Source organism: Patulibacter sp. NPDC049589 (assembly GCF_040675535.1).
Classification (GTDB): domain Bacteria; phylum Actinomycetota; class Thermoleophilia; order Solirubrobacterales; family Solirubrobacteraceae; genus Patulibacter.
In genome coordinates, this window is record NZ_JBFAPC010000012.1 from 34,054 (window position 1) to 59,120 (window position 25,067).

The window sequence follows — 25,067 nt, forward strand, 5'->3', positions numbered from 1 at the left end:
GCATCGCGTCGAGTTGGGTACCTCCTGGGTACCGAACCCGATGCGCACCCGGCGCCTGACGACGCGGGACCGCATCGCGTCGAGTTGGGTACCTCCCGGGTACCGAACCCGATGCGCAGCGCGCCGTCGCCTGCCGGCCCGCACCCGGTGGCCGTCTCCCGTGACCCGCCGTTCCCATCGCCGCCCGCGCGGTGCGCTACGCTCGGCTGGTCGATGTCGACGACCGCCCCTCGAGTCCTGCCTTCCGCAGCCGAGTATTCCCCGGTCGTCGCTCTGCGCCCCGACGCGTCCTTCGTGGACGTGTACGCGTGGCGCTCCTGGCGATTTCGCTAGGCCCTCGGTCGCCGTGTCCCGCTGAGCAGGGGCAGGCCTCCGTCCCCCTCCCGCGGGGGACGAGCGATCGAGTGCCGGAAGACCACTCCGCCGCCGGGACGGTGACCACCCCAACCCATTGACCGAGTGCGGACGTACCGTGAGCAGACGCTCGATCGGGCGTTCGTGAGGAGCAGCAGATGAGCATCGAGACCACGCCCGGCGGCAGCGGCGCAGCACTCCCGAAGGCGCCGTACGAGCTGGCGCAGCGACGACCCGAGCACGGCGCCGGGACGACGCTGGAGATCGCCGGCCGGCGGATCGGGGGCGGGGCCTTCGCGACGATCGCCGGGCCCTGCACCGTCGAGACCGAGGACCAGACCCTGTCGACCGCGCGGATCATGCGGGACGTCGGCGTCCAGTTCTTCCGCGGCGGCGCGTACAAGCCGCGCAGCTCCCCGTACAGCTTCCAGGGCCTCGGCCAGGAGGGCCTCGACATCCTCCGGCGCGCCAAGGACGAGACCGGCCTGCCGATCGTCACCGAGCTGACCGACGTCCGCGACGTCGAGGCCGTCGCCGAGGTCGCCGACGTGATCCAGGTCGGCGCGCGGAACATGCAGAACTACCCGCTGCTGATCGAGATCGGGCGCAGCGGCGTGGCGACGCTGATCAAGCGCGGCCTGGCGGCCTCGCTCGACGAGCTCCTGATGGCCGCGGAGTACGTGCTGGCCCAGGGCAACCCGAACGTGGTGCTCTGCGAGCGCGGAATCCGCACGTTCGAGACGTCGACCCGCTTCACGCTCGACATCGCCGCCGTGCCGGTGCTCAAGGAGCGCACGCACCTGCCGGTCGTCGTCGACCCGTCGCACGCCGCGGGGCGCCGGGACCTGGTCCTGCCGCTGTCGATGGCGGCGGCGGCCGCGGGCGCCGACGGGATCATCGTCGAGACGCACCCCGACCCCGCCAACGCCGTCTGCGACGGCCCGCAGCAGCTCCACGCGAGCGGCTTCGGCGCGTACCTGCGGCAGGTGGAGGCGGCCGCGGCGCTGGCCGGGAACGTCCCCGCGCCGGTCTCCGTCCCCGCGTAGCCCGTCCGCGACCGCGCTCCGCGAAGGACCGCGACGGACCCATAGGATCGGGCCACCGACCGGGCGCGCGCCCGCTCGGTGGCCGCCGCCCCCCGACCGCACCAGCCAAGGACCACCACCGGATGGACGTCCGCTTCGACCCCTCGGGGCCGCTCAAGGGCCGGCTCACGCCGCCCGCCGACAAGTCGATCAGCCACCGCGCCGCCATGGTCGGCGCCATGGCGCTCGAGCCCGTGACGGTCACGAACTACCTGGCCGCCGAGGACACGCTCTCGACCCTGAAGGCGATGGGGACGCTCGGCGCGCTCGTCCAGCGGGACGGCTCCCGCGTCGTCCTGCGCGGCGTCGGGATGCGCGCGCCGGACGCCCACGGCGACGTCATCGACGTCGGCAACGCCGGCACTCTGATGCGCCTGCTGCCGGGCTGGCTGGCCGGGCAGGAGGGCCGCTCGTTCCGCTTCGACGGCGACGCCTCCATCCGCCGCCGCCCGGTCGACCGGATCGCCGAGCCGCTGCGCCTGATGGGCGCGAACATCGAGGCGACCGATGGCCGCCTCCCGCCGTTCACGGTCCACGGCACCCACCTGCGGGGCATCACCTACGAGCTGCCCGTCGCGTCCGCGCAGGTCAAGAGCTGCGTGCTGCTCGCCGGCATGCTGGCCGAGGGCGACACCACCGTCGTCGAGCCCGTCGCCTCGCGCGACCACACCGAGCGCCTGCTGTCGCGGCTGGGCGTGCCGCTGTGGCGCGAGGGCGACCGCATCACCGTCGGCCACGTCGACGAGCTGACCGTCGAGGACATCCACGTCCCGGGGGACATCTCCTCCGCCGCGTTCCCGATCGTCGCCGGCGTCCTCGTCCGCGGGTCGCGCCTGCTGATCGAGGGCGTCAACGTCAACTGGACTCGCACGGGGATCCTCGCCGTGCTGGAGCGCATGGGCGCCGTCGTCGTCGGCGAGCGCGAGCGGCGCCAGGACGGCGTCGTCCCGGGCGACGAGCCGACCGCGGACCTCGACGTCGCCTTCGGTCCGCTGAAGGGCACCACCGTCGAGGCCGAGGAGGTCCCGCTGGTGATCGACGAGCTGCCGCTCGTCGCGCTGCTCGGCTGCTTCGCGGAGGGCGAGACGATCGTCCGCGGCGCGGAGGAGCTCAAGCACAAGGAGTCCGACCGGATCGCGACCGTCGTGAACGGCCTGCGCGGCCTGGGCGCCGACATCGAGGCCACCGACGACGGCTTCGTCGTGCAGGGCGGCACGGGGATCCGCGGCGGCACGATCGAGGCGCACGGCGACCACCGCCTGGCGATGCTCGGCGCGGTCGCCGGCCTGGCGTCGCGCGAGGGCGTCACGGTCGTCGGGATGGAGGCCGCCGAGGTCTCCTACCCGGGCTTCGGCGAGCACGTCGCGCGGCTGCAGCGCCGCGCGGCCGGCGAGTAGCGCCGCGTCCCCGGGCCGCGTCCGGCCGTCGGCCGGGGCCCGGCACGGGCGGACCGCCCCGCCCGCCCGGGCCTCAGGAGTCCCAGCGCACCCGCGCGACGACGAACCACTCGCCGTCGAGCAGGATCTCGCCGCCGAGCTCCTCGGCCAGGCGGTCGCCGTCCAGGTAGCGCTTGAAGACGCGGTGGTGCGAGCCGTCCTGGAGGACGCGATCCTGCCAGCCCTCGGGCTCGACGCCGTCGCGCAGCGCGGAGTCGACGACGAGGAGCTCGCTGCCCAGTCGGCGCGCCTCGCGCAGGAACGCGGCGCGCTCCTCCTCGTCGAGGTGGCCGTAGAAGTGCCCGGTGAAGACGCGGTCGAAGACGCCGTCGGCGAACGGCGCGTTCAGCGCGTCGCCGACGACCGCGAGGCCCTCCGGCAGACGCTCCTGCGTCAGGCGGACCATCTCGGTGCTCTGGTCGACGCCGACGAGGAACCCGCGCAGGTAGCGCGTGAAGTAGCCGGTGCCGCACGCGAGGTCGACGGTCCGCGCGGGCGGCAGGGCGCCGAGGGCGCGGACGAGGCGGTCGAGCTCCTCCGTCCAGCCGGGCCGCTGGCGCTCGGCGAACAGGCCCGACCCGTCGAACCAGTCGTCGTACTCCCCGGCCCGCAGGTCGTAGTACGTGTGGGTCGCGGCATCGACGGCGAACGGCATCGGCTCCCCGGTGCCCGGATCGGCGGCAGCGCACGCGCTGAACGGATGTGATGCGGTGGTGCACTAGCATCACTTCCATGCGCACCACCCTGGAGCTCGACGACGATGTCGTCGCCGCCGCCCGCGAGCTGGCCGCCGGGGAGCGCCGGTCGCTCGGCTCTGTCGTCTCCGAGTTGGCGCGTCGCGGACTCACGCCCGCTCGGGTCGAGGCGACGGGTGGCCTGCCGGTCATCCGCGTGCCCGCCGGCACGCCTCCGATCACTCCGGAGATGGTCCGCCGCGCCCTCGACGAGTCCTGACGCACCGTGGCGCTGCTCGACGTCAACGTCCTCGTCGCGCTCGCCTGGGACTCGCACGTCCACCACGCCGCGGCCCGTTCGTGGTTCGTCGGCGGCGGATCGGAGGACTGGGCCACGTGCCCGGTCACCGAGAGCGGATTCGTGCGCGTCTCGTCGAACCCTCGCGCGCTCCCGGCCGCGATCGGGATCGCCGACGCGCTCGCCGTGCTCCGGGGCATGCGGGCCGTGGGGACGCACCGGTTCCTCGCCGACGACGTCTCGCCGACCGATCACGACGTGCCGGCCGTGAGCGGCCACCGGCAGGTGACGGACGCCCAGCTCCTCACGCTCGCCCGTCGGAGCCGCGTCCGGCTGGTGACGTTCGACGCGGCGATCGCGACGCTCGCCGGGGGACGCGACGTCGAGATCCTCACCGCCCTCTGATCGCACGATCGGGTCCGAGAGCGGTGGACCGCCGAGCATCAGTCGTCGAGCGGGTGCGCGGCCTCGTCCTGCCGCAGCCGCAGGCCGAACAGGACGACCAGCGCGGCGCCGGCCGCCACCACGCCGGTGGCCACGAACACCGCGGCGACCCCGAACAGCGATCCCGCCGGCCCGGCGAGCGCCATCGACACCGGCATCAGGCCGAGCGAGACGAACCAGTCGAGGCTGGCGACGCGGCCCTGCAGGCGTGCCGGGACGCGGCGCTGCAGCAGCGTCCCCCAGATCACCTGCCCGCCGGCGTCGACGAGCCCGACGACCACCAGCACGAGCACCATCGCCCAGAGGACGTCCAGGAACCCGATCAGGACCAGGGGCAGCGAGCCGAAGCCCCACATCAGGAGCATCGCCGTCAGGTACCGGCGGGGCAGCGGGCGCGAGGACACCAGCAGCGCGCCGAGCGCCGACGACACCCCGTAGGCCGCCAGCAGGAGCCCGTACTCCGACGACCCGCCGCCGGTCTGGTCGCGCACCGCGAACGGCAGCAGCACCTCGATCGGGCCGAGCAGGAAGAGGATCGTGATCGTGGCGAACAGCAGCGTCCCCCACAGCCAGCGGTGCACGCGGACGTAGCGCGCGCCTTCCGCCATCTCGGCGACGACGGCCCGGACGCCCACGGCGGCGTCTCCCGCGGCCTCGCGCGGCGGGAGCGGGACGGAGCCCATCGCCAGCAGGAACGCGACCGACGCCGCGTACGTGCCGGCGTTGGCGAGCATCGCCGCGCCCGGGCTGGCCGCGGCGACGAGCAGCCCACCGAGCGCCGGGCCCGCGGCCTGCAGCGCCAGCGGCCGGATCACGCCCTCCAGGCCGTTGGCGGCCAGCAGCTCGTCGGCGGGCACCAGCTGCGGGACGAGGGCCACGAACGACGGGAGGAAGAACGCCTCCGCGGACCCGATCAGGAGCCCGCCGACGGCGAGGTGCCAGAGCTCCAGCGCGCCGGAGACCGCGAGCACCCCGAGCGTCAGGGTCACGACGCCGCGGACGACGTCGGCCAGCAGCATCACCCGGCGGCGCGGGAGCCGGTCGGCGACGACGCCGCCGATGAGCACGCAGGACACGAGCCCGACCGCGAACAGCGTGGCGACGAGCGACAGCTGGACCGGCCCGCCGCCGAGCTCGATCACCTGCCACGCCAGCGCGACGAGCCACAGCCCGTCCCCGACGAGGGAGATCGCGAGCCCCGCCCACAGGAGACGGAGGTCCCGGTGACGGAGTGGTCGCAGGGCCCGCACGACCACCGGTTGTAGCGCGGCGCGGGGCCGGCCGGGAGCCGGTGGGTGCGCGGCCCGCGGGCCCGGCGGGTTCGAACCACGGCGCCGGCGGGGCGCACGCGGCGGGGGCGGGCGGGCACCGTCACGGAGGGGCGCTCTATCCTCGGCGGGATGCTCGTCGCGATCGACGGCCCCGCCGGGGCCGGGAAGTCCACCGTGGCGCGCGCCGTCGCGGCGCACCTGGGGTTCACCTACCTGGACACCGGGGCGATGTACCGCTGCGTGGCGCTGGCCCGCGTGCAGGACGAGTCGGCGGCCCACAAGCGGCCCGTCGAGGACCTCCGCATCGACTTCGACGGCGACCGCGTGATGCTCGACGACATGGACGCCACGGAGGCGATCCGGACCCCGGCGGTCAGTCAGCGGGCCTCCGAGGTGGCCACCGACGCGGCGGTCCGCGCGGTGCTCGTCGGGCGCCAGCGGGCGCTCACGCAGCGCGGCGACTGGGTCGCGGAGGGTCGCGACATCGGCACCGTCGTGCGCCCCGACGCCGAGCTGAAGGTCTTCCTGACCGCCTCCGACGAGGAACGCGCCGGCCGCCGGGCCGCCGAGACCGGGCGCGCCCTGGACGAGGAGCTCGCGGACCTCCGCGAGCGCGACCGCCGCGACAGCACCCGCGAGGCCTCGCCCCTGCGCCAGGCCGACGACGCGGTCCTCGTCGACACCACCGGCCTCGACATCGACGAGGTCGTCTTCCGGATCGCCGAGCTGGCCCTGCGCACCCGCGCGGGCGAGCCGTCCGTCCGGCCCACTCTTCCGAAGGACCCCGCATGAGACAGGTCGCCATCGTCGGCTTCCCCAACGTCGGCAAGTCGTCGCTGGTGAACCGCCTCACCGGCCGGCGCGAGGCCGTCGTCCACGAGCGCTCCGGCATCACCCGGGACCGCAAGCACGTGGAGGTCGAGTGGAACGGGCGCAAGTTCGAGCTCGTCGACACCGGCGGCGTGGACGCGCTGGACCCCGACCCGATGGCCGCGGCCATCCTCGACCAGGTCCGCGCGTCGCTCCTGACGGCGGACGTCGTGGTGATGGTCGTCGACGCGAAGTTCGGACTGCGTCCGGGCGACGCCGAGCTCGCCGACATCCTGCGCCGCTGGAAGGGCCCGAAGATCGTCGCGGCCAACAAGATCGACGTCGGCAAGGACATCCCGGCCGCGGCCGAGTTCTACGGCCTCGGCCTCGGCGAGCCGATGCCGGTCTCCGCCGCGCAGGGACTCGGCACCGGTGACCTGCTCGACAAGATCGTCGAAGCGCTCCCGGAGGGCGACGACGACGAGGGCGCCACCGACGTCCTGCGCCTGGCGATCATCGGCCGGCCGAACGTCGGAAAGTCGACGATGTTCAACCGCCTCGTCGGCGACGAGCGCACGATCGTCTCCAACGTCGCGGGCACCACGCGCGACGCCATCGACCTGCCGATCCAGATCGACGGCCGCGACCTCGTGATCGTCGACACCGCCGGCATGCGCCGCCAGTCGAAGGTCTCCGAGTCGGTCGAGTACTACACGACGCTCCGCTCGCAGCGCGCCGTCGACCGCGCCGACGTCGCGATCGTCGTCTGCGACGCCGCCGACGGCGTCACCGCCCAGGACTTCCGGATCGCCGAGCTCGCCATGCGCGCCGGCTGCTCCACGCTCGTCGTGCTCAACAAGTGGGACGAGCACAACATGAGCGACGACGACCTGGCGCACGAGCGCGGCCACGTCCAGCAGAAGCTCCGCCTGCGCCCGCGGGTCCTGACGGCCAGCGCGATGACCGGCCGCAACATGCAGCGCGTGATCGCCGAGGCGATCGCGCTCGGGGACCGCCGCAAGGGCCGGATCCCGACGTCGCAGCTCAACCGCTTCCTCGGCGAGGTCGTCGAGGCCAAGCAGCCGCCGGCGGTCCGCGGCAACCGCCTGAAGATGCTCTACATCACGCAGGTGGGGGAGGAGCCGCCGCGCTTCTCGATCTCGGTCAACGACCGCGCCCGCGTCGTGCGGTCCTATGCGTACTTCGTCGAGAACCGCCTGCGTGCGCGGTTCGGCTTCGACGGCGTGCCGGTGATCATCGACTTCAACGAGCGCAACGCCCGCCGCAGCGAGGTCTCGATGACCACCGGCCGGCAGCGCCGGATCATCGAGGACGAGATGGCGGAGGAGTTCGGCCCGGAGGACGACCTCCCCGAGGTCGAGGAGTTCGAGGTCGACCCCGCGATCGACCACCTGGCGTGGATCGACACGGGCGACGGGCCGCTCGACGACGACTGACCGATGGCGCGGGCGCCCCGACGGCCGTCGCGGCGACGACTCGTCGCGGCGGCGGCGCTCGCGGCGCTGCTGACCGTCCTCGGCATCGTCCTGCTGCTGTCGGCGGAGGAGCCGGTCCCGGTCCGGCCGTCCGGCGCGTCGCTGCGGCTGGTCCCCGCCGACGCGCTGATCGCCGTCGAGGTCGCCGCCGACCAGACGCGGCCGGAGGTCGACGACGTCCTGCGCCGGCTCGACGACCTGCCGGGCGGGACGGCGCTGCTGGGCCGCGTCCGCGACGAGCTGCTGCCCGACGGCTGCCCGCGGATCGCGGTCAGTGCCCGCGAGGTCACCGTCGCGCTCGTCCGCACGCGCGCCGGCGGGCCCGCGGCGCCGCTGGTCCTGATCGAGCGCGGCGGCACGCGCACCGACGCCGGACCCGAGCGGCGCTGCGGCGGCCGGACGGCCCAGCGGCTCGGGCGCTTCGTCGCTGTCGGCCCGGCGTCCGTCGTCCGGCAGGCCCGTGCACTGCTCGGCGTCCTCGGCGCCCGGGGGTCCTTGGCGGCGCTGCCGCTGCGGCGGCGGCTGGCCGACGGGCTCCCCGGCGACCGGATCCTGACGGCGTGGCTCTCGCCCGACGGCGTCCGCCGCGTGCTCGCGACCCGGGGCCGCGGCGCCGCGACGCTCGCGGCCGCGCTCGACCGCCCCGTCCTGGGCGGCATCGCGATCGGCGCGACCCCGACCGACGACGGTGCCCACCTCGTCGTCCGCACCGACACCGCGCCGAACACCAGCCGCCCGTTCTCCGCCCGGGCGCCCGTCCTGGCCCCCGCGGGCGCCGTCGGGACGATTCTCACGACCGACCCGCTCGCCACGACGTCCCGCGTGCTGGACGCGATCGCGGCCTCGCGCGGGGAGGGCCCGCAGGACGTCGCGGCGCTCGTCTCCGCCGTCGTCGAGCGCATCGACGTGGCGACCGGCGGCGCCGTGCGGCGGGACGTCACCGGCGCGCAGCGCAGCCCGTCGGAGATCGTCCTGACGCCGGGACCCGACGCCGAGGGCGTCGCGACCAGCCGCGACTCGCGCGGCCTGGCGGTCACCGCGGTGGTGCCCGTGACCGACGGCCGCCGCGCCGCCGTCGCCCTCGCGCGGCTGCGGCCACGCCTGGCCCGGGCGCTGGGCGACCGCCGCTTCGCGGTCCACCGGGTCGCCGGGCACCGCTCGTGGTCGCTGCGCCTGCCGGGCGGGGGCGGGGCCGGGTACCTGGTCGACGGGGATCGGGTCGTCGTCTACACGTCGCGGGCCGGCGCCGAGGCCGTCCTGGGGCGCGGCCCGCGGCTCACCGACCGGGTCGAGTGGGACCGCGGGGACGCCGGAAGCCGAAATCTCACCATGTCGATAGGCTTTCTCGACTTCTCGCTGCTGCTGCGCGTCGCCGCCCCGCCGGACGCGAGCCTCCAGACCGCGGACCGTGCAGTGCTCGACGGTCTGCGGCGGGTGCGCTCGGTCCGCGTGCGGTCCCGCACGGACGGCCGCGAGGACACCCTTGACGTCGACCTCAGGATCCCATGAGCCAGTACGCCGATAACGAGTACCTGTTCACCTCGGAGTCCGTCTCCGAGGGCCACCCCGACAAGGTCGCCGACCAGATCTCGGACGGTGTCCTGGACGCGGTCCTCGCGAACGACTCCAACGTCGAGAAGGCCCGCGTCGCCTGCGAGGTGCTCGTCAACACGGGCCTCGTCGTGGTCTCCGGCGAGATCCGCACGGACGCCTACGTCGACGTGCAGCAGGTCGCCCGCGACACGATCAAGAAGATCGGCTACACGCACGGCGACCTCGGCTTCTCGTACGACTCGTGCGCCGTCCTGAACGCGATCGACCCGCAGTCCGCGGACATCGCCCAGGGCGTCGACGACGCGACCGAGCACAAGGGCGGCTCCGCCGACGAGTACGACCTGGAGGGTGCCGGCGACCAGGGCATCATCTTCGGCTACGCGACGAACGAGACGCCCGAGTACATGCCGGTCGCGATCCAGAACGCGCACCGCCTGGCCGAGCGCCTCGCCAAGGTCCGCAAGGACGGCGACCTCGACTACCTGCGCCCGGACGCGAAGACCCAGGTCTCCGTCCGCTACCGCGACGGCAAGCCGGTCTCGATCGACAAGCTCCTGATCTCCACGCAGCACACCGAGGACGTGCTCGATCAGCAGCAGATCAAGTCCGACCTCTGGGAGCACGTCGTCAAGCACGTGCTGCCCGCCGATCTGTACGACGAGAACACGCTGCTCCCCGAGTTCCTCGTGAACCCGACGGGCCGCTTCGTCATCGGCGGCCCGGTCGGCGACACCGGCCTGACCGGCCGCAAGATCATCGTCGACACCTACGGCGGCTCCGCCCGCCACGGCGGCGGCGCGTTCTCCGGCAAGGACTCCTCGAAGGTCGACCGCTCCGCCGCGTACGCGACGCGCTGGGTCGCCAAGAACGTCGTGGCCGCCGGCCTCGCCGACCGCGCCGAGATCCAGGTCAGCTACGCCATCGGCGTCGCGCAGCCGATCTCGATCCTGGTCGAGACGTTCGGCACCGAGAAGGTCGACCGCGCGAAGATCGAGAAGGCCGTCCGCTCGGTCTTCGACCTCCGCCCGCTGGCCTACCGCCGCCACCTGAACCTGTTCCGCCCGATCTTCCAGAAGACGGCCGCCTACGGCCACTTCGGTCGCGAGGACCCGGACTTCACGTGGGAGAAGCTCGACAAGGTCGACGAGCTGAAGGCCGCAGCGGGGATCTAGCGGGCGGCGCCAGGCGTCCGTGGACGCTTCGGATCTCGGCACGGATCGCACTCGGCAGTGCGGGTGCACAGCTCTCGCGCGATCCGCACCGACCTCCTCGGTCCACGAACACCTGGCATCCACCCGCGCACCGCGCGGGTGGACGATCACGAACGGGCGCCGCTTGCGGCGCCCGTCGTCGTTCCGGGACCTGTCGCGGTCCAGGTGCGACCATGGACGGCATGGACGACGCACGGATCGAGACGCTCGACGAGCTCCGCGCGATCGTCGGCGAGCCGATCCCGCGCGTGCGGGACAAGGCGCGGGCGACGCTGCACGAGCTCGACCGGCAGTGGCTCGCCGCGTCGCCGTTCTGCCTCGTCGGGACCGCCGACGCCGAGGGCCGCTGCGACGTGTCCCCGAAGGGCGACCCCGCCGGGAAGCTCGTCCACGTGGTCGACGAGAGGACGATCGCGCTGCCCGAGCGGCCCGGCAACCGGCGCATCGACGGCCTGCGCAACGTCCTCGAGAACCCGCACGTCGGCCTGAACTTCCTGATCCCCGGCCGGGGCGACACGCTGCGCGTGAACGGTCGCGCCCACGTCGTCCGCGACGCCTCGTGGTTCGACGAGCTGCTCGTCGCCGGCCACCGCCCGGCCCTGGCGCTCGTGGTCGGGATCGACGAGGTCTTCCACCACTGCGCCAAGGCGTTCCTGCGGTCCCAGCTGTGGGATCCCGGGAGCTGGGACCCCGACGCCGTGGTGCCGCCGCGGGCGGCGATCGCCAAGGTGCTCGAGCGCCCGGACGACTCGATCGAGGAGCTCGAGGCGTACTACGGGCCGGCCTACGCGCGGCGGCTGTACGACTGAGGGGCCTCGCCGTCCGGGCAGGACCGCCACTCCGAGCCGCGCCACGACTCCGCACCCCCTTCCGGTGGGTGGATGAGGGGCCCCGCGGCCCGTAGGCTGGCCCGGTCGCGCGCGCCACCCGGAGTGGGCGCGGCATCCACCAGGAGTCCCACATGAACACCTCGTCCCCGGCCGTCCGCCGTCCCCGGCCGGCCACGCTCCGGCGCCGCGCCGGCGTCGTCCTCGGCGTCCTCGGCTGCTCGCTCGTCGCCGTGTCGTCCGCCCAGGGCGCCGTCACGATCGTCGGCCTCAACGTCGAGGTCTTCCCCGTCGACCGCTACTGGGACGGCATCGACGCGGCGGACCACCGACCGGACTCCGGCGCCTACTCGGGCCGCTACGACATCGTCGACACCGCCGACGCGGACACGATCCAGGAGACCGTCCAGCAGGTCCGCGCCGGCGTGGTGATCGACCAGCAGACGTACGTCACCCCGGGGGCGACTCCGCAGACCCCGGTCGTGACGGTCCTCCCGGGCGACGTGTTCCGGCTGGTGAACCTGGCCGACGGATCCGTCCTCGCGCAGACGACGTTCACCGGCGTGCCGTCGATCACGTCGAGCGTCCTGGGCCAGGGCGGGTTCGCCGGCACCCGGACGGCGGACGCGACCTCCACCCGCGTGGAGCTGCTGCGCCGGATCGACAAGACGAACACCTCGCGGTACCGGATCGGCGGCGAGTACACGTGGGACGGCCCGGTCCCGAAGGCCGACCCGTCGGACCCCGACTACGACATCTCGGCGCGGGAGCCCGACGACTACAGCTCCCCCGACACCCCGCCGGCACCGCCCGCCGGCCAGCAGTACCGGCTGCGGCTGGTGACCCCGGGCCGGTACCAGGTGGACACGTACCGGACCAACCAGATCGAGACCGTCGTGGCCGGGCGCCTGACGTCCTTGGGCGACACGACCTTCACCGGCGCGTTCGCCGTGCCGATGGCCGCGGGCGACCTCGTCGAGGTCTCGCAGACCACCGACGTCCGCTCGCCCACCCTGCGGTCGACCGTGAACCTGACGGTCGCGACGCCCGCCGGGGTCGTGCCGCCACCCGACGTCGCGGCGCCGAAGGTCACGACGTTCGACATCGCCGCGAGCGGCAAGACGGTCGCGCAGTTCCTGAAGACCGGACTGACGTCGTTCGTCGCGCTCGACGAGGCCGGCACCGTCGAGCAGCAGCTGCAGGTCGTCGTGAAGGCCGAGAAGAAGAAGGCCAAGAAGGCCAAGAAGGCGAAGAAGGGGAAGAAGCCGCCGAGGGGTGGGAAGGGCGGCAAGGCCACGAAGGCCGCCACGCGCGCCGCGGCGAAGCCGAAGGTCGTCGTCCTCGGCGTCGGCCGGGGCACGGTCTCCGTGGCCGGCGGCACGGCGAGGTCCAAGGTCCTCGCGGCGAAGGGCGCGAAGGGGGCGCTCGCCAAGCTCCGGACGACGGCGGTCTCGGCCACCCTCGTGACGACGGTGAAGGACGCCGCGGGCAACGCGGCGACGACCACGAAGCCGGTGCGGCTGTCCGAGAACACGGCGGCGAAGAAGGCCCCGAAGAAGCGGGGCGCCGGTAAGAAGCAGGGTTCCGGGAAGGGGAGGAAGTAGGGCCGTCCCCGGTCCCCGCCGGCCGCCGGTCAGTCCTTCGCGTGGACGCCCTTGAAGAGCGCCGCCATGTCGTCCTCGCCGTGGCCCGCCTGCAGGGCGCGGTCGAGGTGGTCGGCGGCGACGGCCGAGATGCCGTTGCGGACGCCGGCGCCCTCGGCCGCGTCGCCCACGAGGCGCGCGTCCTTCAGCGCGTTCTTCACCGAGAACGCCGTCGGGTAGGCGTCGTCGAGCATCGACTGGCCCTTCACGTGCAGGTACGGCAGGTCGAGCGGGCCGCCGGAGACCGCCTCGACGAAGAGGCGCGGGTCGAGGTCCAGGCCCTGCGCCAGCGCGAACGCCTCGGCGGTCGCCGCCGTGACGGCGAGGACCCACGAGTTGGCGACGAGCTTCAGGCGGGTGCCGGCCCCGGCGGCGCCGACGCGCATCGTCCGCGAGCCGACGGCGTCGAACACGGGCTGCGCCACGTCGATCGCGTCATCGGGACCGCTGGCGAGGATCACGAGCGTGCCGTCCTGCGCGGGGCCGAGGGTGCCGAGCACGGGCGCGTCGACGAACCGCGGCCCGAGGTCCTCGGCGAGCGCCGCGAGCCCCTGGGTGCCGGCGACGCCGACGGTGCTCGCCTGGACCCACACCTGCTGCGACGACAGGCCCGGGGCGGCGGCCGCGATCGTCTCGCGGACGGCGTCGGCGGCGTCGAGCATCGTCACGACCACGTCGGCGCCGCGGACGGCCGCGGCGGGGTCGTCGAACAACTCGGCGCCGTCGTCGGCCAGCGGCCGGGCCTTGTCGGCGGTGCGGTTCCAGACGCGCAGAGGCAGGCCGGCGCGCAGCAGGTTGCGCGCCATCGGGGCGCCCATCGTGCCGGTCCCGAGCAGTGCGACGGTGGGGGTGGCGGGCATGGAGGCTCCTGTGGTCCGGGTGACGGCCGGACGGACGTCGCGGCCTGGAGGGCGGATACCCGGTCGGGAGCGTCCACGGACGCGCGACCGAGGTGGGACGGGGCCCGGGCTCGGGGGCCCGGTCCCGGGAGGGGCCGACGACGCCGGCCCCGGGCCTCAGTCCCGGCGGTGCGGCCGGGTCGGGGCGCTGTCGGACGCCGGGCCGTCGAAGCCGCGGGCGCGGCCCTGGACGGCGGCGTCGGCCTCGGCCTCGGCGCGGGCGGTCCGCTGGCGCTCGGCGTCGAGCTCCTCGCGCTGGGCGCGGTCGACGAGCCGGACGAGGGCGTCGGGGTTCGAGACGCCGATCATGCGGAAGCGGGAGCCGTCGTCGCCGGCGGTGTCGTAGTCGACGACGCCGATCCGCAGCAGGCGCTGGGGCACGGACTGGTCGAGCGTGACGTTCTGGATGCGGTCCAGACGGGTCTGCTGGACCTCCTTGGAGAGGAAGCCCTCCCGGACCTGGATCCGCTGGTTGGTGACGATGTAGGTCGTCCGCGAGCGCTCGGCCCACAGGAAGCCGACGGCGAGGATGGCGATCACGACGCCCACGGCGATCCCGATCCCGGCCTCGGCGATCACGCCGACCAGCGCGCCGACGACGATCGCCACGACGACGAGCAGCACGTGCTTGCCGAACTGGCTCCGCCATGAAGGGCTGGCGGAGAAGATCACGTTCTCGTCGTCGTGCAGGTCCATGCCGCGACGATACCGGCGGGGGAGGCGGTCGTTCAGGATCCGGACGGTCGTCGGGACGACTCCTGCGGCCGCGGCCATGCCGCCCGTCGGCGAGATCGCGTGCCGGCCGGTCTCTCAGCTCCGCCAGTCGGGGTCGTCGAGCGGAACGAGGCCCCGCCGAAGCGCGGAGACCGCGAGCCCGGTGCGCGTCGACGTCCCCATCTTGCGCATGGCGTTGGCGACGTGGCTCTGGACCGTCCGCTCCGAGAGGTGCAGCTCGACGCCGATATCGCGATTGCCGAGGCCGGCGATCACCCCGCGGACGACGTCGAGCTCGCGCGGCGTCAGCGGGTCCGCCCGCCCCTCGTTGGAGGTCAGGACGGGCACGGACGGGCGGGCGATGGGCGGTGAGCTGGGGACATGGGGTGCGGGAGCGGGGTTGACGGGACCGTTCGGACGTTACGGCTGACCAGGTACGGGAACGCCGAAGTTCACCCGCGGGGGTGAGCGCCCTCCCCCGACGCGTCGGCGGAGGGCGCCGGAGGCGCGCAGGCGCACCGAGCGCCAGCCCCGGGGCGCGGATGGCCGGGGCGTGGCCCGGGGCCCGCAGCGCCGCGGGTGTCAACCGCCGCCGTCGCCGCCGGGCGGTCCGCGCGTCAGCCGCCGCCGACGAGGTTGCCAGAAGCGTCCGTCGCAGCCCCGGACGACGTGGTCTCCAGCGTTTCGGCGATCCGCCGTGCGAACGCGAGCAACCCGCCGAACGACCCGCTCCCGCCGACGAGGAACGCGTAGCCCTCGATGCCGCGGTCGAACAGGATCTCGACCCGGGGGACGATCGCGTCCCCCTCGCGGTCCCGGAACGCCCACGAGATCGCGCCGCGGCCGGCCACCACCGTCTCCTCCATGGAGACCCGTTCGTAGTACGGGGTGGCGCGCCGGGTGCCGTCCAGGAACGCCGCGTTCTGTGAATAGGTCGTCGTCCGGGGCTGGAGCCGGTCGATCTCGACGAAGCGCCCGGTGCCGGGCTCCGTCCAGCGGTTGACCCAGCGGGCCGAGCTCGCCTGGAGGTCGGTCGTCTCCGCCCGGAACCCCCGGGGCACCGCGACGCGGAACCCCTTGCGCTCCTGCCAGCGCAGCGTCCCGTCCAGCAGCACCGACTCCGGGCCGGGGATCGACGCCGCGGTCCGACCCTCGACGACGGCGTGTCCGCCCCAGCCCGCGGCGAGCAGCACGACGACGCCGGCGAGCAGGGCCGCCGTTCGCCGTCCCCGGTACCGTCGGGGGCCGGTCGCGTCGGGAGCGGCGGCGGCCGCCTCCAGCCGGTCGACGAGGTCGGCGGCACTGGCCGGCCGGCGTCCCGTGGCGCGGGACAGGCCGTCCTCGAGCACCGTCCGGACCGCGACGGGAAGCTCCCGCCGGTCGGTCGCGATCTCGACGCCGGGGGTCCCGGGGATCACGGGGCCGGTGCGCGGGACGGGCCGCTCGTCCGTCAGGAGCTCGAGCGCCAGGCACGCCAGCGCGTAGACGTCGGAGGCGACGGTCGCCGGACCGCCCCCGCGGCGCTCCGGCGCGAGGTACGCCTCGGTCACCAGGACCGGCAGGTCGCCGGGCTCCTCGTCGTCGTCGGGCTGCTCGGCGGCGACGTCGATCACCCAGGCGTGCTCCTCGCCCCGGGGCAGCGCCGCCACGAGGACGTTCGACGGCTTGAGATCGCCGTGGACGACGCCGGCCTCGTGCAGCGCGTCGACCGCGGAGCCGATCTGTCGGAGGAGCCGCACGGCCCGCCGCGGCGCGAACGGCCCGTCCCGCCGCAGCAGGTCCTCGAGGTCGTGCCCGTCGACGATGTCGGTGACGACGAACGGCGGGTCGTGCTCCGCGTCGATCTCGTGGATCGGCAGCACGTGCGGGTGCGTCGCGCGGGCCGCCGCACGCGCGCCGGCGACGAAGACCTCGGCGACCCCCGGTTCCTGGCGCAGCGGCTCCCGCAGGATGCGTACGGCGATGGTGCGGCCCGTCCGCAGGTCCAGTGCCTGGTGGACGTCGGCGAGCCCGCCGCGGCCGAGCGCCCGCCCGAGGACGAAGCGGCCGGCGAACGGCGCGTCGGCCCCGTGCTGCATCCCGGGGTCGGTGGTGGCGCTCACCCGTCCTCCGTCAGCAGTCCCTCGGCGGCCGCCCACCGGGCCAGCGTGGCGCGCCGTCCCGGCCGGGGCGGACCGGGTAGCTGGCGGTAGAGCGTCTTCAGATGCGTGCGCACGGTCTCCTCGGACAGGCCGATGTCGGCGGCGATGTCGGCGTTGCTGGGCAGGGCCGCCGCGGGCTCGGCCGTGAGCAGGGGCGCGCAGAGGGCCGCCAGCACCCGCCGCTGAGCGGGAGTGACCGTGATCCGGTGGTCGCGGACGACGCGCGTGGTGGGCGCCCGGTGGTCGGGGCCGCGGTAGGTCAGTCGCGACCGCCCCACCCGGATCGCAGCCCGGTCGCGCAGGCGGACGCTGCCGCGCACGCGCCGTCCGTCGACGAGCGTCCCGTTGGCGGAGTAGCCGGGATCGTGGAGCACGACCTCGTCCCCGAGGATCTCGAGGATCGCGTGCAGTCTCGAGACCTCGTCGTCCCACGTGAGGGGGATCCCCGAGTCGGGCGACCGGCCGATCTGCAGTCGGCCGGACCCCGGGAGCCAGATCGCGTGGAGGGGGCCGTCCTGCGGGCCGAAGACCACGACCGGGCGCTGCACACCGGCGTCCTCGAGCCGACGCAGTCCTCCCTCGTCGAGGCGGTGCAGCCGGGCGGTGCGCGCCGCGGGCGCGCCGGGGCCGAAGGTCATCTCGGAGTCCTCGTTCTGGTCTGGACGACGTTGTCGCCGGCGAGCGTCGGCGCTCCGCCGACCTGGCCCGCGCCGATCCACAGCCGCGTGTCGTTGGAGAACGCGTCGGCCTCGGAATCGCCCTGGAACGGCGACTGACCCGTCGGCGCGGCCGGATCGGGCGGGGCCGGTGCGCGGGCCGGGTCTCCGGAGCTCGCGACGGCGACGACGATGGCGGCCGCTGCCAGCACCGACGCGAGGCCCACCGCGATCCGCCGCCGGAGCCGCAGGGGACCGCACCGGGGGCAGCCGCGTCCCGCGAGGCGGCGACCGCACGACGAGCAGACCAGGACGGTCGTCGCTCCGCGTTCGTCGGCGGCCCGCGGTGGCGTCGATGGCCTCACGGGAACGCCACCGTCCGCCGGAGCATCGACGCGGCTCGGGTCAGCTGGTCACGTGAGATCGCGACGGTGCGGAAGTCGTCGGGCTCCCAGTCCGGGTTGTCGGGGACGTACTGGTTCTGTCTCCCGTCGGCGTTGCCCGAGACGCGGTAGGTCCCCGGGTCCAGCGCGTGGCCCGGGGCGGCGCGGATCGCCTGCCACAGAGCGACTGCGCACGCGGCGGTGTCCGCGGTCGGCCCCGGCAGGACGATGCCCCCGCTGCGGAAGCCCGTCCCGATTCGTCCCTCGTGGCCGCGGACCCAACAGCGCCGGACCGGGACGCCGCGCACGCGGGCCGGCATCGTCACGACGACGGCCGGCTCGCCGCCCGGTGCGGCCTCGACCACGCGGACGCCACCGACGTCCGGCGCCGGGGTCCGCGACGCCGTGCTCGCGACCGCGGTGGCGGTGGGCGGCCGTGGGTCTGACCGATCGCTTCCGCACGCGGTCGTCGTGAGGGCGATCGCCCCGAGGACGAAAAGGGACGGGGACCGCATCTGCGCGGATCTTGGCGTGTACACCGCTGCACCGCAATCGGTGCCACCCGGTCGGGGGGCCGGTCGCCGTGGCGATCCTCGCCGGCTCGCCGGCGGCGTCCGTCGCGGGGCGGGCTGCGGCCCGGTGGGTGGGGCGGGAGCGCCGGTCGGTGCGGCCTCCTGCGACGATCCTGGGCGGTGTTCGGTCCGCGCGTCATCCAGGTCGAGCCGCTGGTCTCGGCCCGCGGCGTCCGCGGCCCCTTCGACTACGCGCGGCCCGACGGCTGCGACGTCGGCGCCGTCGTCGACGTGCCGTTCGGACGCCAGAGGCTCCGCGGCGTCGTCACCGGGCTGGCGGAGGACTCCGCCCACCGCCTGAAGGCCCCGACCGCCGTCTCGGACGTCTCGCTGCCGCCCGAGCTGGTCCGCCTGGCGCTGTGGATGGCCGACGACATCGTCTCCACCCGCGCCCGCTGCCTCGAGCTGCTCCTCCCGCCCGAGGGCGTCGGCGAGCGCACGCGCTTCTGGGCGGAGCCCGTGCCGCCGGCGGTCGGCAGCGGTCCTCCGTCCGACGAGCAGGCCGGACCCGGACCGGACGCGTCCGGCACCGAGACGCGATCAGCGCCGGATGCGTCCGCCGCTGGCGAGCACGCACCGGCCCCGCCGGACCCCTGGGCCGGCGTCCGCCTGAACGCCAACCAGCGTGCCCTCCTCGACCGCCTCCCGGGCTGGACCGGCGACGACCTCCCCGCGCTGCGCCGTCTGGAGTCCCGCGGGCTCGTGACCATCGAGGCCCGCGCCCACGGTCGGCGGCCGGACCACGCGGACGTCGGCGCGCTGCACGGCGACGGGTCGACCGCCCCGGCGCTGAACCCCGACCAGGGGCTCGCCGTCGAGCGGATCGCCGCGGTGCTCGACGCGAACGACCTGCCCGTCCGGGAGCGCCGGCTGCTGCTGCACGGCGTCACGGGGTCGGGCAAGACCGAGGTCTACCTCCAGGCCGCGCAGCGCGTGGTCGACGCGGGGAAGACCGTCCTCGTGCTCGTGCCCGAGATCGCGCTGACGCCGCAGACGGTCCAGCGCTTCCGGCGCCGGCTGGGGGAGACCGTCGCCGTCCTGCACTCCGGGCTGTCGAAGGGCGAGCGTCGCGACGAGTGGTGGCGCCTGCGCTCCGGCGAGGCGCGCGTCTGCGTCGGGCCGATGTCGACGGTCTTCGCGCCGGTCTCGGACCTCGGGCTCGTGATCGTCGACGAGGAGCACGACCCGGCCTACAAGCACGACGGCGACCCCCGCTACGACGCGCGCCGGGTGGCGGCCTGGCGGGCGTCGGACGCGGGAGCGGTCCTGCTCGTCGGCTCGGCGACGCCGCGCCCGGAGTCGTGGGCGTCGCTGCGGCGGATCGGCCTGCCGCGCCGCGCCGACGGCGGCGAGATGCCGCACGTCCGGCTGATCGACGTCCGCGGCACGCGCGGGTCGCTGCACCCCGAGGTCCACCGCGCGATCGCCGACGCCCGCAAGGCGATCGTGCTGCTCAACCGCCGCGGCTGGGCGACGTGGATGGAGTGCGCCGACTGCGGCCACACCTGGGAGTGCCCGAACTGCGACGTCTCGCTCGTGCTGCACGGCGCCGGGCCGCCCAGCGGCGTGCCGGGCCGGACGCGCGGCGTCCTGCGCTGCCACCACTGCGGCCACCAGGAACGCCCGCCGGAGCGCTGCACGTCGTGCAGGTCGGTCTCCGTCGGCCAGCACGGCCTGGGGACCGAGCAGCTCGCGGAGGACCTGCCCGGCCACGTCTACCGGCTGGACGCCGACGTCCGGGACCGCTCGGCCGTGCTCGAGGCGTTCGGGGCCGCCGACCACGGGATCCTCGTGGGCACGCAGATGATCGCGAAGGGGCACGACTTCCCCGGCGTCGACCTCGGCGTGGTCGTCGACGCCGACGCGACCCTGCGCTTCCCCGACTTCCGCAGTCAGGAGCGGACGTTCCAGCTCGTCGCGCAGCTCGCGGGCCGCGCGGGCCGCGGCGGCGCCGGCGAGGCCCCGGCGCGGGTGCTGGTCCAGACCCGGAACCCGGACGAGCCGTCGCTGCGCCTGGCCGCCCGCCACGACGCCCACGGCTTCGTCGTCGAGGAGATCGAGCGCCGCCGGGTCCACGGCTATCCGCCGTTCTCGACCATCGTGCGCGTCGTCTGCGAGCACCCGGACGAGCACCGCGTGCAGGCCGCCGCCGACGCGCTCGCGCTGCGGATGCCGCCCGACACGATGGGCCCGGTCCCGCTCTTCCGCAGGCAGGCGCGCTACCGGCGGCAGCTGCTGGTCAAGGCCGCCTCGCGGGCGGCGACGGTCGCGTCGGTGCGGGACGCCGTGGGGGCGGTCGTCGCCGACAACGCGCACCGCGGGGTCGTCCTGGCGATCGAGGTCGACCCGCGCTGAGGCTCCCGGTGGACCGCGGCGGCGGGGCCGGGTCGCGGGCGCGCCCGGAGCAGAACGGCCGTGGACGTGCCCGGCGGCGAACGCCGAAGTTCGGCCGAATGGCGGATGCACCGGGCCGGTGCATCCGCCAGATTCTGTCGCGATGTCGTCCCGAGCCAGCCGTCCGTCCCGCAACCCCGCGACCGTTCCTCCTCGACGGGGGCGCCCAGCGTCCGTCGCCGCCGCGCTCGGTGTGGTCGCACTGAGCCTGACCGGCGCGCCGGTCGCCTCCGCCCAGAGCGACACGACCGCGTCACCGCTGGGCGGATCGCCGATGAACGTCTTCGTCGGCCCGCGTGGCCAGCTCCAGGGGTTCTACGCCGGCCAGGAGAAGGGGATCTACTACTCGCCCACGAAGCAGGTGGGGGACGCCGGGTTCTTCCTCGCGTTCCCCGAGGCGGGCAACGGTCCCTCCGGCGTGTCGGGCAGCGTCTTCGGATTCGCCGGCTCGGCGTTCGGTGACGACGACGGCGACGACATCTCCCCGTACACCCCGCGGTCCCAGTCGCCGACGACCGGGACGGGTACGGCCGCCGACCCGTTCCGGCAGATCACGCGCTACGACGTCGACGCGTACGGCGACGCCACCGAGGACACGGCCGCGGAGGTCACGCAGACGACGACGTACGTCAACGGCGAGGGGCTCTACCGCGTCCGGTGGGACGTCCGCAACACGTCGGGCGGGCCGCTGAACCTGCGGGCCATCGTGGCCGCCGACTTCTACTTCGACGGGGACGACACCGGCACCGGCGTCTTCACCGCGGGCCCGCCGCGGTTCGTCGGGGGCACCAACGTCGACACCGGGCGCTCGGGCGGGTTCGAGGAGGCCCAGGGCCCCGGAACGACGCCGTGGACCCGCTACCAGGCGCTGCCCTACGGGGGCACGGACGAGCCCGGAAGCGTGTGGAACACCGTCCGGCACGCCGCCGACGATGGTGAGGACGGCTTCGACGACACGGTCGTCGGCGGTCAGGTCGACAACGCCGGGGCGGCGCAGTGGGACGACTGGGCGGGCGGCGGCGGTCTGCCCGCCGGGGCGACCGCGACGTACCAGGTGGTGGCCCGCGCGGCGATCCCCGCGGCCCTCCAACTGACACCGCCGAACGCGCAGACCCAGCAGGGCACCCCGCTCGGCTACACGGCGGCGATCACGGACACCGACGGCCGGCCGATCTTCGTCGGGCGGACCCTGCGCTACACGATCGCGGGCGCGAACGCGGGCGGCGGGACGCTCCCGATCGGCGCCGACGGCCACGCCACGATCGTCAACCCCGCGGCGAACCTCGGTCAGGACACGACGGTCGTGTACCTCGACCTCAACGACGACGGCGTTCGAGACGCCTCGGAGCCGCAGGCGTCCGTCGTCAGCTCCGTCGTCGACACGATCCCGCCGGTCTGCTCGTCGCGCGTCCCGTCGTCCGTCGTCGGAGGGCGCGGCAAGAAGGCCAAGGCGTTCCAGGTGGTCGTGACCTGCGACAGCCCGGCAACGCTGGACGGCACCGTCCGGCTGAGCGTCCGGACGAAGAAGCACGTGACGGTGCGCCGCCACGGCAAGAAGGTCCGGCGTACGAAGGTCGTCAAGGTGAACGTCGCCCTCGGGGGGCGGCGCACCTCGGTGGCGCCGGGCGTGCCGGCGACGTTGAGCTTCCCCGTCCCCGCCTCGGCGGCGAAGCGCTACGGCAAGCTCTCGGCGCTCGGGCTCGCCACCCTCGCGGCGACGGACGCCTCGGGCAACCGCTCGGCCTTCAAGGCGTCGCGAGCGGTGAAGCTCGCGGACGGCAAGAAGGTCGTCAAGAAGCACGCGAAGAAGCCGTCCAAGAAGCGCCGGAAGGGGTAGTGCTCCGCGACGCCGCGGTCGTGACACGATCCCGCCGATGAGCACCATCGGTGGGACCTCCGGCCGCAACGTCGAGCTGAAGGCCCGCTGCGCCGACGTCGACGAGGTCGAGCGGCGCGCGGTCGAGGCCGGCGCGGTGCGGACGGCGATCCTGCACCAGCGCGACACGTACTTCGCCGCCCTCCGGGGCCGGCTGAAGCTGCGCGAGGAGCGCCGCGAGCCGTGGCCCGGCCACCCCGGCGAGGACGCCTGGGGCGGCGAGCTCATCCACTACGAGCGCGCCGACGCCGCGGAGGCGCGGGAGAGCTCCTACGAGCGCCTCGTGGTCGACGACCCCGCCACGGTCCGCGCGACGCTCGACGACCGCCTGGGCACGACGATCGACGTCCTGAAGACCCGCGGACTGCTGGACTGGCGCGGCGTCCGGATCCACCTCGACGACGTCGACGGCCTCGGGACGTTCGTGGAGCTCGAGGCCGTCGTCGGGCCCGCGGGCGACGAGCACGAGTGCGAGGCGAAGGTCGCCGTCCTGCGCCGGGTCCTCGGCATCGAGGACGCGGACATCGAGTCCCAGGGCTACGCGCAGCTGCTGGCCGGCGACGCCTGATCCCGGGCGTCGCCCGCCGCGGCTCGGCCGGGACCGGCGGGCCGGCGGTCGGTCGGCGGTCGCTCCGCCGGGCGGGGCCAGGGGGACCCGCGATACCCTGGGGTGTCGATGGCCGACGTTGAGATCCAGGAAGGGCGGAGCCCGTCGCCCGAGCAGCTCGAGGCGGACGCACGGCGCGCCGCCGCGCTGGAGGCGATCCGCCAGTGGGGCGACCCGGTCCTGAAGGGCAAGGCGCGCGACGTCACGGTGTTCGACGAGCAGCTGCGCCGCGAGCTCGACACCATGGGCCAGCTGATGCACGCGGCCCGCGGCGTCGGGCTGGCCGCCAACCAGGTCGGCACTCTGCACCGCGTCCTCGTGTACGCGGTCGACGGCGGCGAGGGGCCCGTCCGGCGCCTGGTCAACCCCACGATCGAGTGGCGTGGCGCGGAGTCCGAGGTCGGCCCCGAGGGCTGCCTGTCGCTGCCCGGCGTGCTCGTCGACGTCGAGCGCTCGGTCTTCCTGCGCGTCGCCGCGCAGAACGAGGACGGCGACGACATCACGGTGGAGGCCTCGGGCTTCGAGGCCCGGATCATCCAGCACGAGATGGACCACCTCGACGGCGTGCTGATCCTCGACCGCACCTCGCGCGACCAGCGCAAGCGCGCGCTGCGCGAGCTCCGCGCCGCCGCCGCGGCCGGCAACGCATGAGCGGCGCCCCCGCGGACGAGCGCGGCCCGGTCCGCACCGCCTTCCTCGGCACGAGCTGGTTCGCCGCCGACGTGCTGCGCCGGCTCGCCGCCGCCGACCGCGCGCCGGTCCTGGTGCTGACCCGCCCGGACCGGCCCGCCGGCCGCGGCCGCAAGCTCACGCCGCCCCCGGTCGCCGATGCGGCCCGCGAGCTCGGCATCCCGCTCCTGCAGCCCGAGCGGCTCGACGACGACGCCGTCGCGGCGATCGCCGCCGTCTCGCCCGACGCCTTGATCGTCTGCGCCTACGGGGCGATCGTCCGGGAGCCGCTGCTCTCGGCCTACCCGCTGCTGAACGTGCACCCGTCGCTGCTGCCGCGCTGGCGCGGCGCCGCGCCGGTCGAGCGGGCGATCATGGCCGGCGACGCCGAGACCGGCGTGTCGATCATGGAGCTCGTCGAGGAGCTCGACGCCGGCCCGGTCCAGCTGCAGGAGTCGATCGCGATCGGCCCCGACGACACGTACGGCGACGTCGCCCCGAAGCTCGTGGACCTCGGCTCGGACCTGCTGCTGCGCGCGCTGGAGCACGTCGCCGCCGGCACGCTCACCGCGACCCCGCAGCCGGACGAGGGCGTGACGTACGCCGAGAAGATCGTCGCCACGGACCGCGACCTCGACCCGGACGCCCCGGCGCGCGAGCAGCACGACCGCGTGCGCGCCCTGGCGCCGCACATCGGCGCCCGCCTGAAGCAGGAGGACGGCTCGTACCTGGGCGTCCGCCGTACCACCATCGCCGACGACGGCAGCCTGCAGCTGCTCGAGGTCCAACCCCCCGGGAAGTCTTCCATGCCCTACGCCGACTACCTCCGTGGACGGGGCGTCCGATGACCCGCCACGCGCACGCCGACGACCTCCGTGGACGGGGCGTCCGATGACCCGGACGATCCACGCCGACGACCTCCGCGGCCGCGCCGTCCGATGAGCGACTCCGAGCTGCCCAAGCGCGGGTCCGGTCGCCCGGACCGCTGGGAGCGCCGCCCCAAGCGCGGCCCCGCGACCACCGGCGCCCCCGGAGAGGGCGCGAAGGCGCCCG

At 74.8% G+C, this 25,067-nt stretch carries 24 protein-coding genes; 15 read left to right on the top strand and 9 right to left on the bottom strand.

Annotation, left to right across the window (positions count from 1 at the left end; genetic code table 11):
* The first annotated feature begins 512 nt into the window (after nt 1-512).
* Both aroF and aroA read left to right on the top strand, forming a co-directional pair.
* Nucleotides 513-1,400 carry a 3-deoxy-7-phosphoheptulonate synthase gene (gene aroF / locus AB0L40_RS03850; protein WP_364349432.1) on the top strand — a complete coding sequence of 296 codons (888 nt, stop codon included), beginning with the start codon at nt 513-515 and terminating at the stop codon, nt 1,398-1,400.
* Nucleotides 1,401-1,522: 122 nt separating this feature from the next.
* On the top strand, nt 1,523-2,836 hold the full coding sequence (aroA, locus tag AB0L40_RS03855) for a 3-phosphoshikimate 1-carboxyvinyltransferase (RefSeq protein ID WP_364349435.1): 1,314 nt from the start codon (nt 1,523-1,525) through the stop codon (nt 2,834-2,836).
* Nucleotides 2,837-2,909: 73 nt separating this feature from the next.
* Here aroA and AB0L40_RS03860 read toward each other — a convergent pair whose 3' ends face one another.
* A complete protein-coding gene (locus AB0L40_RS03860) occupies nt 2,910-3,530 on the bottom strand; it encodes a class I SAM-dependent methyltransferase (protein ID WP_364349438.1) in 621 nt (206 codons plus the stop codon).
* A 77-nt stretch (nt 3,531-3,607) separates the two neighbouring features.
* On the opposite strand from AB0L40_RS03860, the gene AB0L40_RS03865 reads away from it, so the two are divergent.
* Both AB0L40_RS03865 and AB0L40_RS03870 read left to right on the top strand, forming a co-directional pair.
* Complete coding sequence (locus AB0L40_RS03865) at nt 3,608-3,829, top strand: antitoxin (protein WP_364349441.1); 222 nt, start codon at nt 3,608-3,610, stop codon at nt 3,827-3,829.
* A 6-nt stretch (nt 3,830-3,835) separates the two neighbouring features.
* Nucleotides 3,836-4,252 carry a TA system VapC family ribonuclease toxin gene (locus AB0L40_RS03870; protein ID WP_364349444.1) on the top strand — a complete coding sequence of 139 codons (417 nt, stop codon included), beginning with the start codon at nt 3,836-3,838 and terminating at the stop codon, nt 4,250-4,252.
* Between the two features lie 38 nt (nt 4,253-4,290).
* Here AB0L40_RS03870 and AB0L40_RS03875 read toward each other — a convergent pair whose 3' ends face one another.
* Nucleotides 4,291-5,541 carry an MFS transporter gene (locus tag AB0L40_RS03875; RefSeq protein WP_364349447.1) on the bottom strand — a complete coding sequence of 417 codons (1,251 nt, stop codon included), beginning with the start codon at nt 5,539-5,541 and terminating at the stop codon, nt 4,291-4,293.
* A gap of 150 nt (nt 5,542-5,691) precedes the next feature.
* Between AB0L40_RS03875 and cmk the strand changes: the two genes are divergently transcribed.
* The 6 genes from cmk (at nt 5,692) to AB0L40_RS03905 (ending at nt 13,064) form a co-directional block, all read left to right on the top strand.
* Nucleotides 5,692-6,354, top strand: coding sequence for a (d)CMP kinase (gene cmk, locus AB0L40_RS03880; protein WP_364349450.1), 663 nt, complete (start codon nt 5,692-5,694; stop codon nt 6,352-6,354).
* Nucleotides 6,351-7,829, top strand: a complete 1,479-nt coding sequence (gene der, locus AB0L40_RS03885) for a ribosome biogenesis GTPase Der (RefSeq protein ID WP_364349452.1) — start codon at nt 6,351-6,353, stop codon at nt 7,827-7,829. The genes cmk and der overlap by 4 nt, the downstream gene beginning before the upstream one ends.
* 3 nt (nt 7,830-7,832) lie before the next feature.
* A complete protein-coding gene (locus AB0L40_RS03890) occupies nt 7,833-9,377 on the top strand; it encodes a hypothetical protein (RefSeq protein ID WP_364349454.1) in 1,545 nt (514 codons plus the stop codon).
* On the top strand, nt 9,374-10,594 hold the full coding sequence (gene metK, locus AB0L40_RS03895) for a methionine adenosyltransferase (RefSeq protein WP_364349456.1): 1,221 nt from the start codon (nt 9,374-9,376) through the stop codon (nt 10,592-10,594). The genes AB0L40_RS03890 and metK overlap by 4 nt, the downstream gene beginning before the upstream one ends.
* Before the next feature lie 221 nt (nt 10,595-10,815).
* Nucleotides 10,816-11,442, top strand: a complete 627-nt coding sequence (locus AB0L40_RS03900) for a pyridoxamine 5'-phosphate oxidase family protein (RefSeq protein ID WP_364349459.1) — start codon at nt 10,816-10,818, stop codon at nt 11,440-11,442.
* Between the two features lie 152 nt (nt 11,443-11,594).
* The gene (locus AB0L40_RS03905; protein WP_364349462.1) at nt 11,595-13,064 is read left to right on the top strand and encodes a hypothetical protein; all 1,470 of its coding nucleotides are present in this window, start codon (nt 11,595-11,597) and stop codon (nt 13,062-13,064) included.
* Nucleotides 13,065-13,093: 29 nt separating this feature from the next.
* Here the strand turns inward: AB0L40_RS03905 and AB0L40_RS03910 are convergent, their stop codons facing one another.
* From AB0L40_RS03910 to AB0L40_RS03940, 7 genes are all read right to left on the bottom strand, one after another.
* Complete coding sequence (locus AB0L40_RS03910; protein ID WP_364349465.1) at nt 13,094-13,963, bottom strand: NAD(P)-dependent oxidoreductase; 870 nt, start codon at nt 13,961-13,963, stop codon at nt 13,094-13,096.
* A gap of 156 nt (nt 13,964-14,119) precedes the next feature.
* Entirely contained in the window at nt 14,120-14,698 is a 579-nt protein-coding gene (locus AB0L40_RS03915; RefSeq protein ID WP_364349469.1) for a PH domain-containing protein, read from the bottom strand.
* Between the two features lie 114 nt (nt 14,699-14,812).
* Nucleotides 14,813-15,064 (bottom strand): LuxR C-terminal-related transcriptional regulator, encoded by a 252-nt coding sequence (locus tag AB0L40_RS03920; protein ID WP_364349472.1) that lies wholly within the window; start codon nt 15,062-15,064, stop codon nt 14,813-14,815.
* Nucleotides 15,065-15,333: 269 nt separating this feature from the next.
* Nucleotides 15,334-16,818, bottom strand: coding sequence for a serine/threonine-protein kinase (locus AB0L40_RS03925; RefSeq protein ID WP_364349475.1), 1,485 nt, complete (start codon nt 16,816-16,818; stop codon nt 15,334-15,336).
* Entirely contained in the window at nt 16,815-17,495 is a 681-nt protein-coding gene (locus AB0L40_RS03930) for an FHA domain-containing protein (protein WP_364349478.1), read from the bottom strand. The genes AB0L40_RS03925 and AB0L40_RS03930 overlap by 4 nt, the downstream gene beginning before the upstream one ends.
* Nucleotides 17,492-17,740: a hypothetical protein gene (locus tag AB0L40_RS03935; protein ID WP_364349481.1), complete on the bottom strand. Its 249-nt coding sequence runs from the start codon at nt 17,738-17,740 to the stop codon at nt 17,492-17,494. The genes AB0L40_RS03930 and AB0L40_RS03935 overlap by 4 nt, the downstream gene beginning before the upstream one ends.
* A gap of 134 nt (nt 17,741-17,874) precedes the next feature.
* Nucleotides 17,875-18,411, bottom strand: coding sequence for a hypothetical protein (locus tag AB0L40_RS03940; RefSeq protein ID WP_364349484.1), 537 nt, complete (start codon nt 18,409-18,411; stop codon nt 17,875-17,877).
* 177 nt (nt 18,412-18,588) lie between these two features.
* Here AB0L40_RS03940 and priA point away from each other — a divergent pair, with 177 nt between their 5' ends.
* The 5 genes from priA to fmt all read left to right on the top strand — a co-directional run bounded on the left by priA (nt 18,589) and on the right by fmt (nt 24,862).
* On the top strand, nt 18,589-20,823 hold the full coding sequence (gene priA, locus AB0L40_RS03945; protein WP_364349487.1) for a primosomal protein N': 2,235 nt from the start codon (nt 18,589-18,591) through the stop codon (nt 20,821-20,823).
* 142 nt (nt 20,824-20,965) lie between these two features.
* Nucleotides 20,966-22,699: a hypothetical protein gene (locus tag AB0L40_RS03950; protein ID WP_364349490.1), complete on the top strand. Its 1,734-nt coding sequence runs from the start codon at nt 20,966-20,968 to the stop codon at nt 22,697-22,699.
* 37 nt (nt 22,700-22,736) lie between these two features.
* Nucleotides 22,737-23,306 (top strand): class IV adenylate cyclase, encoded by a 570-nt coding sequence (locus AB0L40_RS03955; protein ID WP_364349493.1) that lies wholly within the window; start codon nt 22,737-22,739, stop codon nt 23,304-23,306.
* 108 nt (nt 23,307-23,414) lie between these two features.
* On the top strand, nt 23,415-23,996 hold the full coding sequence (gene def / locus AB0L40_RS03960; protein WP_364349496.1) for a peptide deformylase: 582 nt from the start codon (nt 23,415-23,417) through the stop codon (nt 23,994-23,996).
* Entirely contained in the window at nt 23,993-24,862 is an 870-nt protein-coding gene (gene fmt, locus AB0L40_RS03965; protein ID WP_364349499.1) for a methionyl-tRNA formyltransferase, read from the top strand. Before def ends, fmt begins: the two co-directional genes overlap by 4 nt.
* The last annotated feature ends 205 nt before the right edge of the window (nt 24,863-25,067 follow it).

Bases quoted from the DNA above. Each gene is read 5' to 3' on its own strand.
- aroF (WP_364349432.1), top strand. From the start codon at position 513: ATGAGCATCGAGACCACGCCCGGCGGCAGCGGCGCAGCACTCCCGAAG.
- aroA (WP_364349435.1), top strand. From the start codon at position 1,523: ATGGACGTCCGCTTCGACCCCTCGGGGCCGCTCAAGGGCCGGCTCACG.
- AB0L40_RS03860 (WP_364349438.1), bottom strand. From the start codon at position 3,530: ATGCCGTTCGCCGTCGATGCCGCGACCCACACGTACTACGACCTGCGG.
- AB0L40_RS03865 (WP_364349441.1), top strand. From the start codon at position 3,608: ATGCGCACCACCCTGGAGCTCGACGACGATGTCGTCGCCGCCGCCCGC.
- cmk (WP_364349450.1), top strand. From the start codon at position 5,692: ATGCTCGTCGCGATCGACGGCCCCGCCGGGGCCGGGAAGTCCACCGTG.
- der (WP_364349452.1), top strand. From the start codon at position 6,351: ATGAGACAGGTCGCCATCGTCGGCTTCCCCAACGTCGGCAAGTCGTCG.
- AB0L40_RS03890 (WP_364349454.1), top strand. From the start codon at position 7,833: ATGGCGCGGGCGCCCCGACGGCCGTCGCGGCGACGACTCGTCGCGGCG.
- metK (WP_364349456.1), top strand. From the start codon at position 9,374: ATGAGCCAGTACGCCGATAACGAGTACCTGTTCACCTCGGAGTCCGTC.
- AB0L40_RS03900 (WP_364349459.1), top strand. From the start codon at position 10,816: ATGGACGACGCACGGATCGAGACGCTCGACGAGCTCCGCGCGATCGTC.
- AB0L40_RS03905 (WP_364349462.1), top strand. From the start codon at position 11,595: ATGAACACCTCGTCCCCGGCCGTCCGCCGTCCCCGGCCGGCCACGCTC.
- AB0L40_RS03910 (WP_364349465.1), bottom strand. From the start codon at position 13,963: ATGCCCGCCACCCCCACCGTCGCACTGCTCGGGACCGGCACGATGGGC.
- AB0L40_RS03915 (WP_364349469.1), bottom strand. From the start codon at position 14,698: ATGGACCTGCACGACGACGAGAACGTGATCTTCTCCGCCAGCCCTTCA.
- AB0L40_RS03930 (WP_364349478.1), bottom strand. From the start codon at position 17,495: ATGACCTTCGGCCCCGGCGCGCCCGCGGCGCGCACCGCCCGGCTGCAC.
- AB0L40_RS03940 (WP_364349484.1), bottom strand. From the start codon at position 18,411: ATGCGGTCCCCGTCCCTTTTCGTCCTCGGGGCGATCGCCCTCACGACG.
- AB0L40_RS03950 (WP_364349490.1), top strand. From the start codon at position 20,966: ATGTCGTCCCGAGCCAGCCGTCCGTCCCGCAACCCCGCGACCGTTCCT.
- AB0L40_RS03955 (WP_364349493.1), top strand. From the start codon at position 22,737: ATGAGCACCATCGGTGGGACCTCCGGCCGCAACGTCGAGCTGAAGGCC.
- def (WP_364349496.1), top strand. From the start codon at position 23,415: ATGGCCGACGTTGAGATCCAGGAAGGGCGGAGCCCGTCGCCCGAGCAG.
- fmt (WP_364349499.1), top strand. From the start codon at position 23,993: ATGAGCGGCGCCCCCGCGGACGAGCGCGGCCCGGTCCGCACCGCCTTC.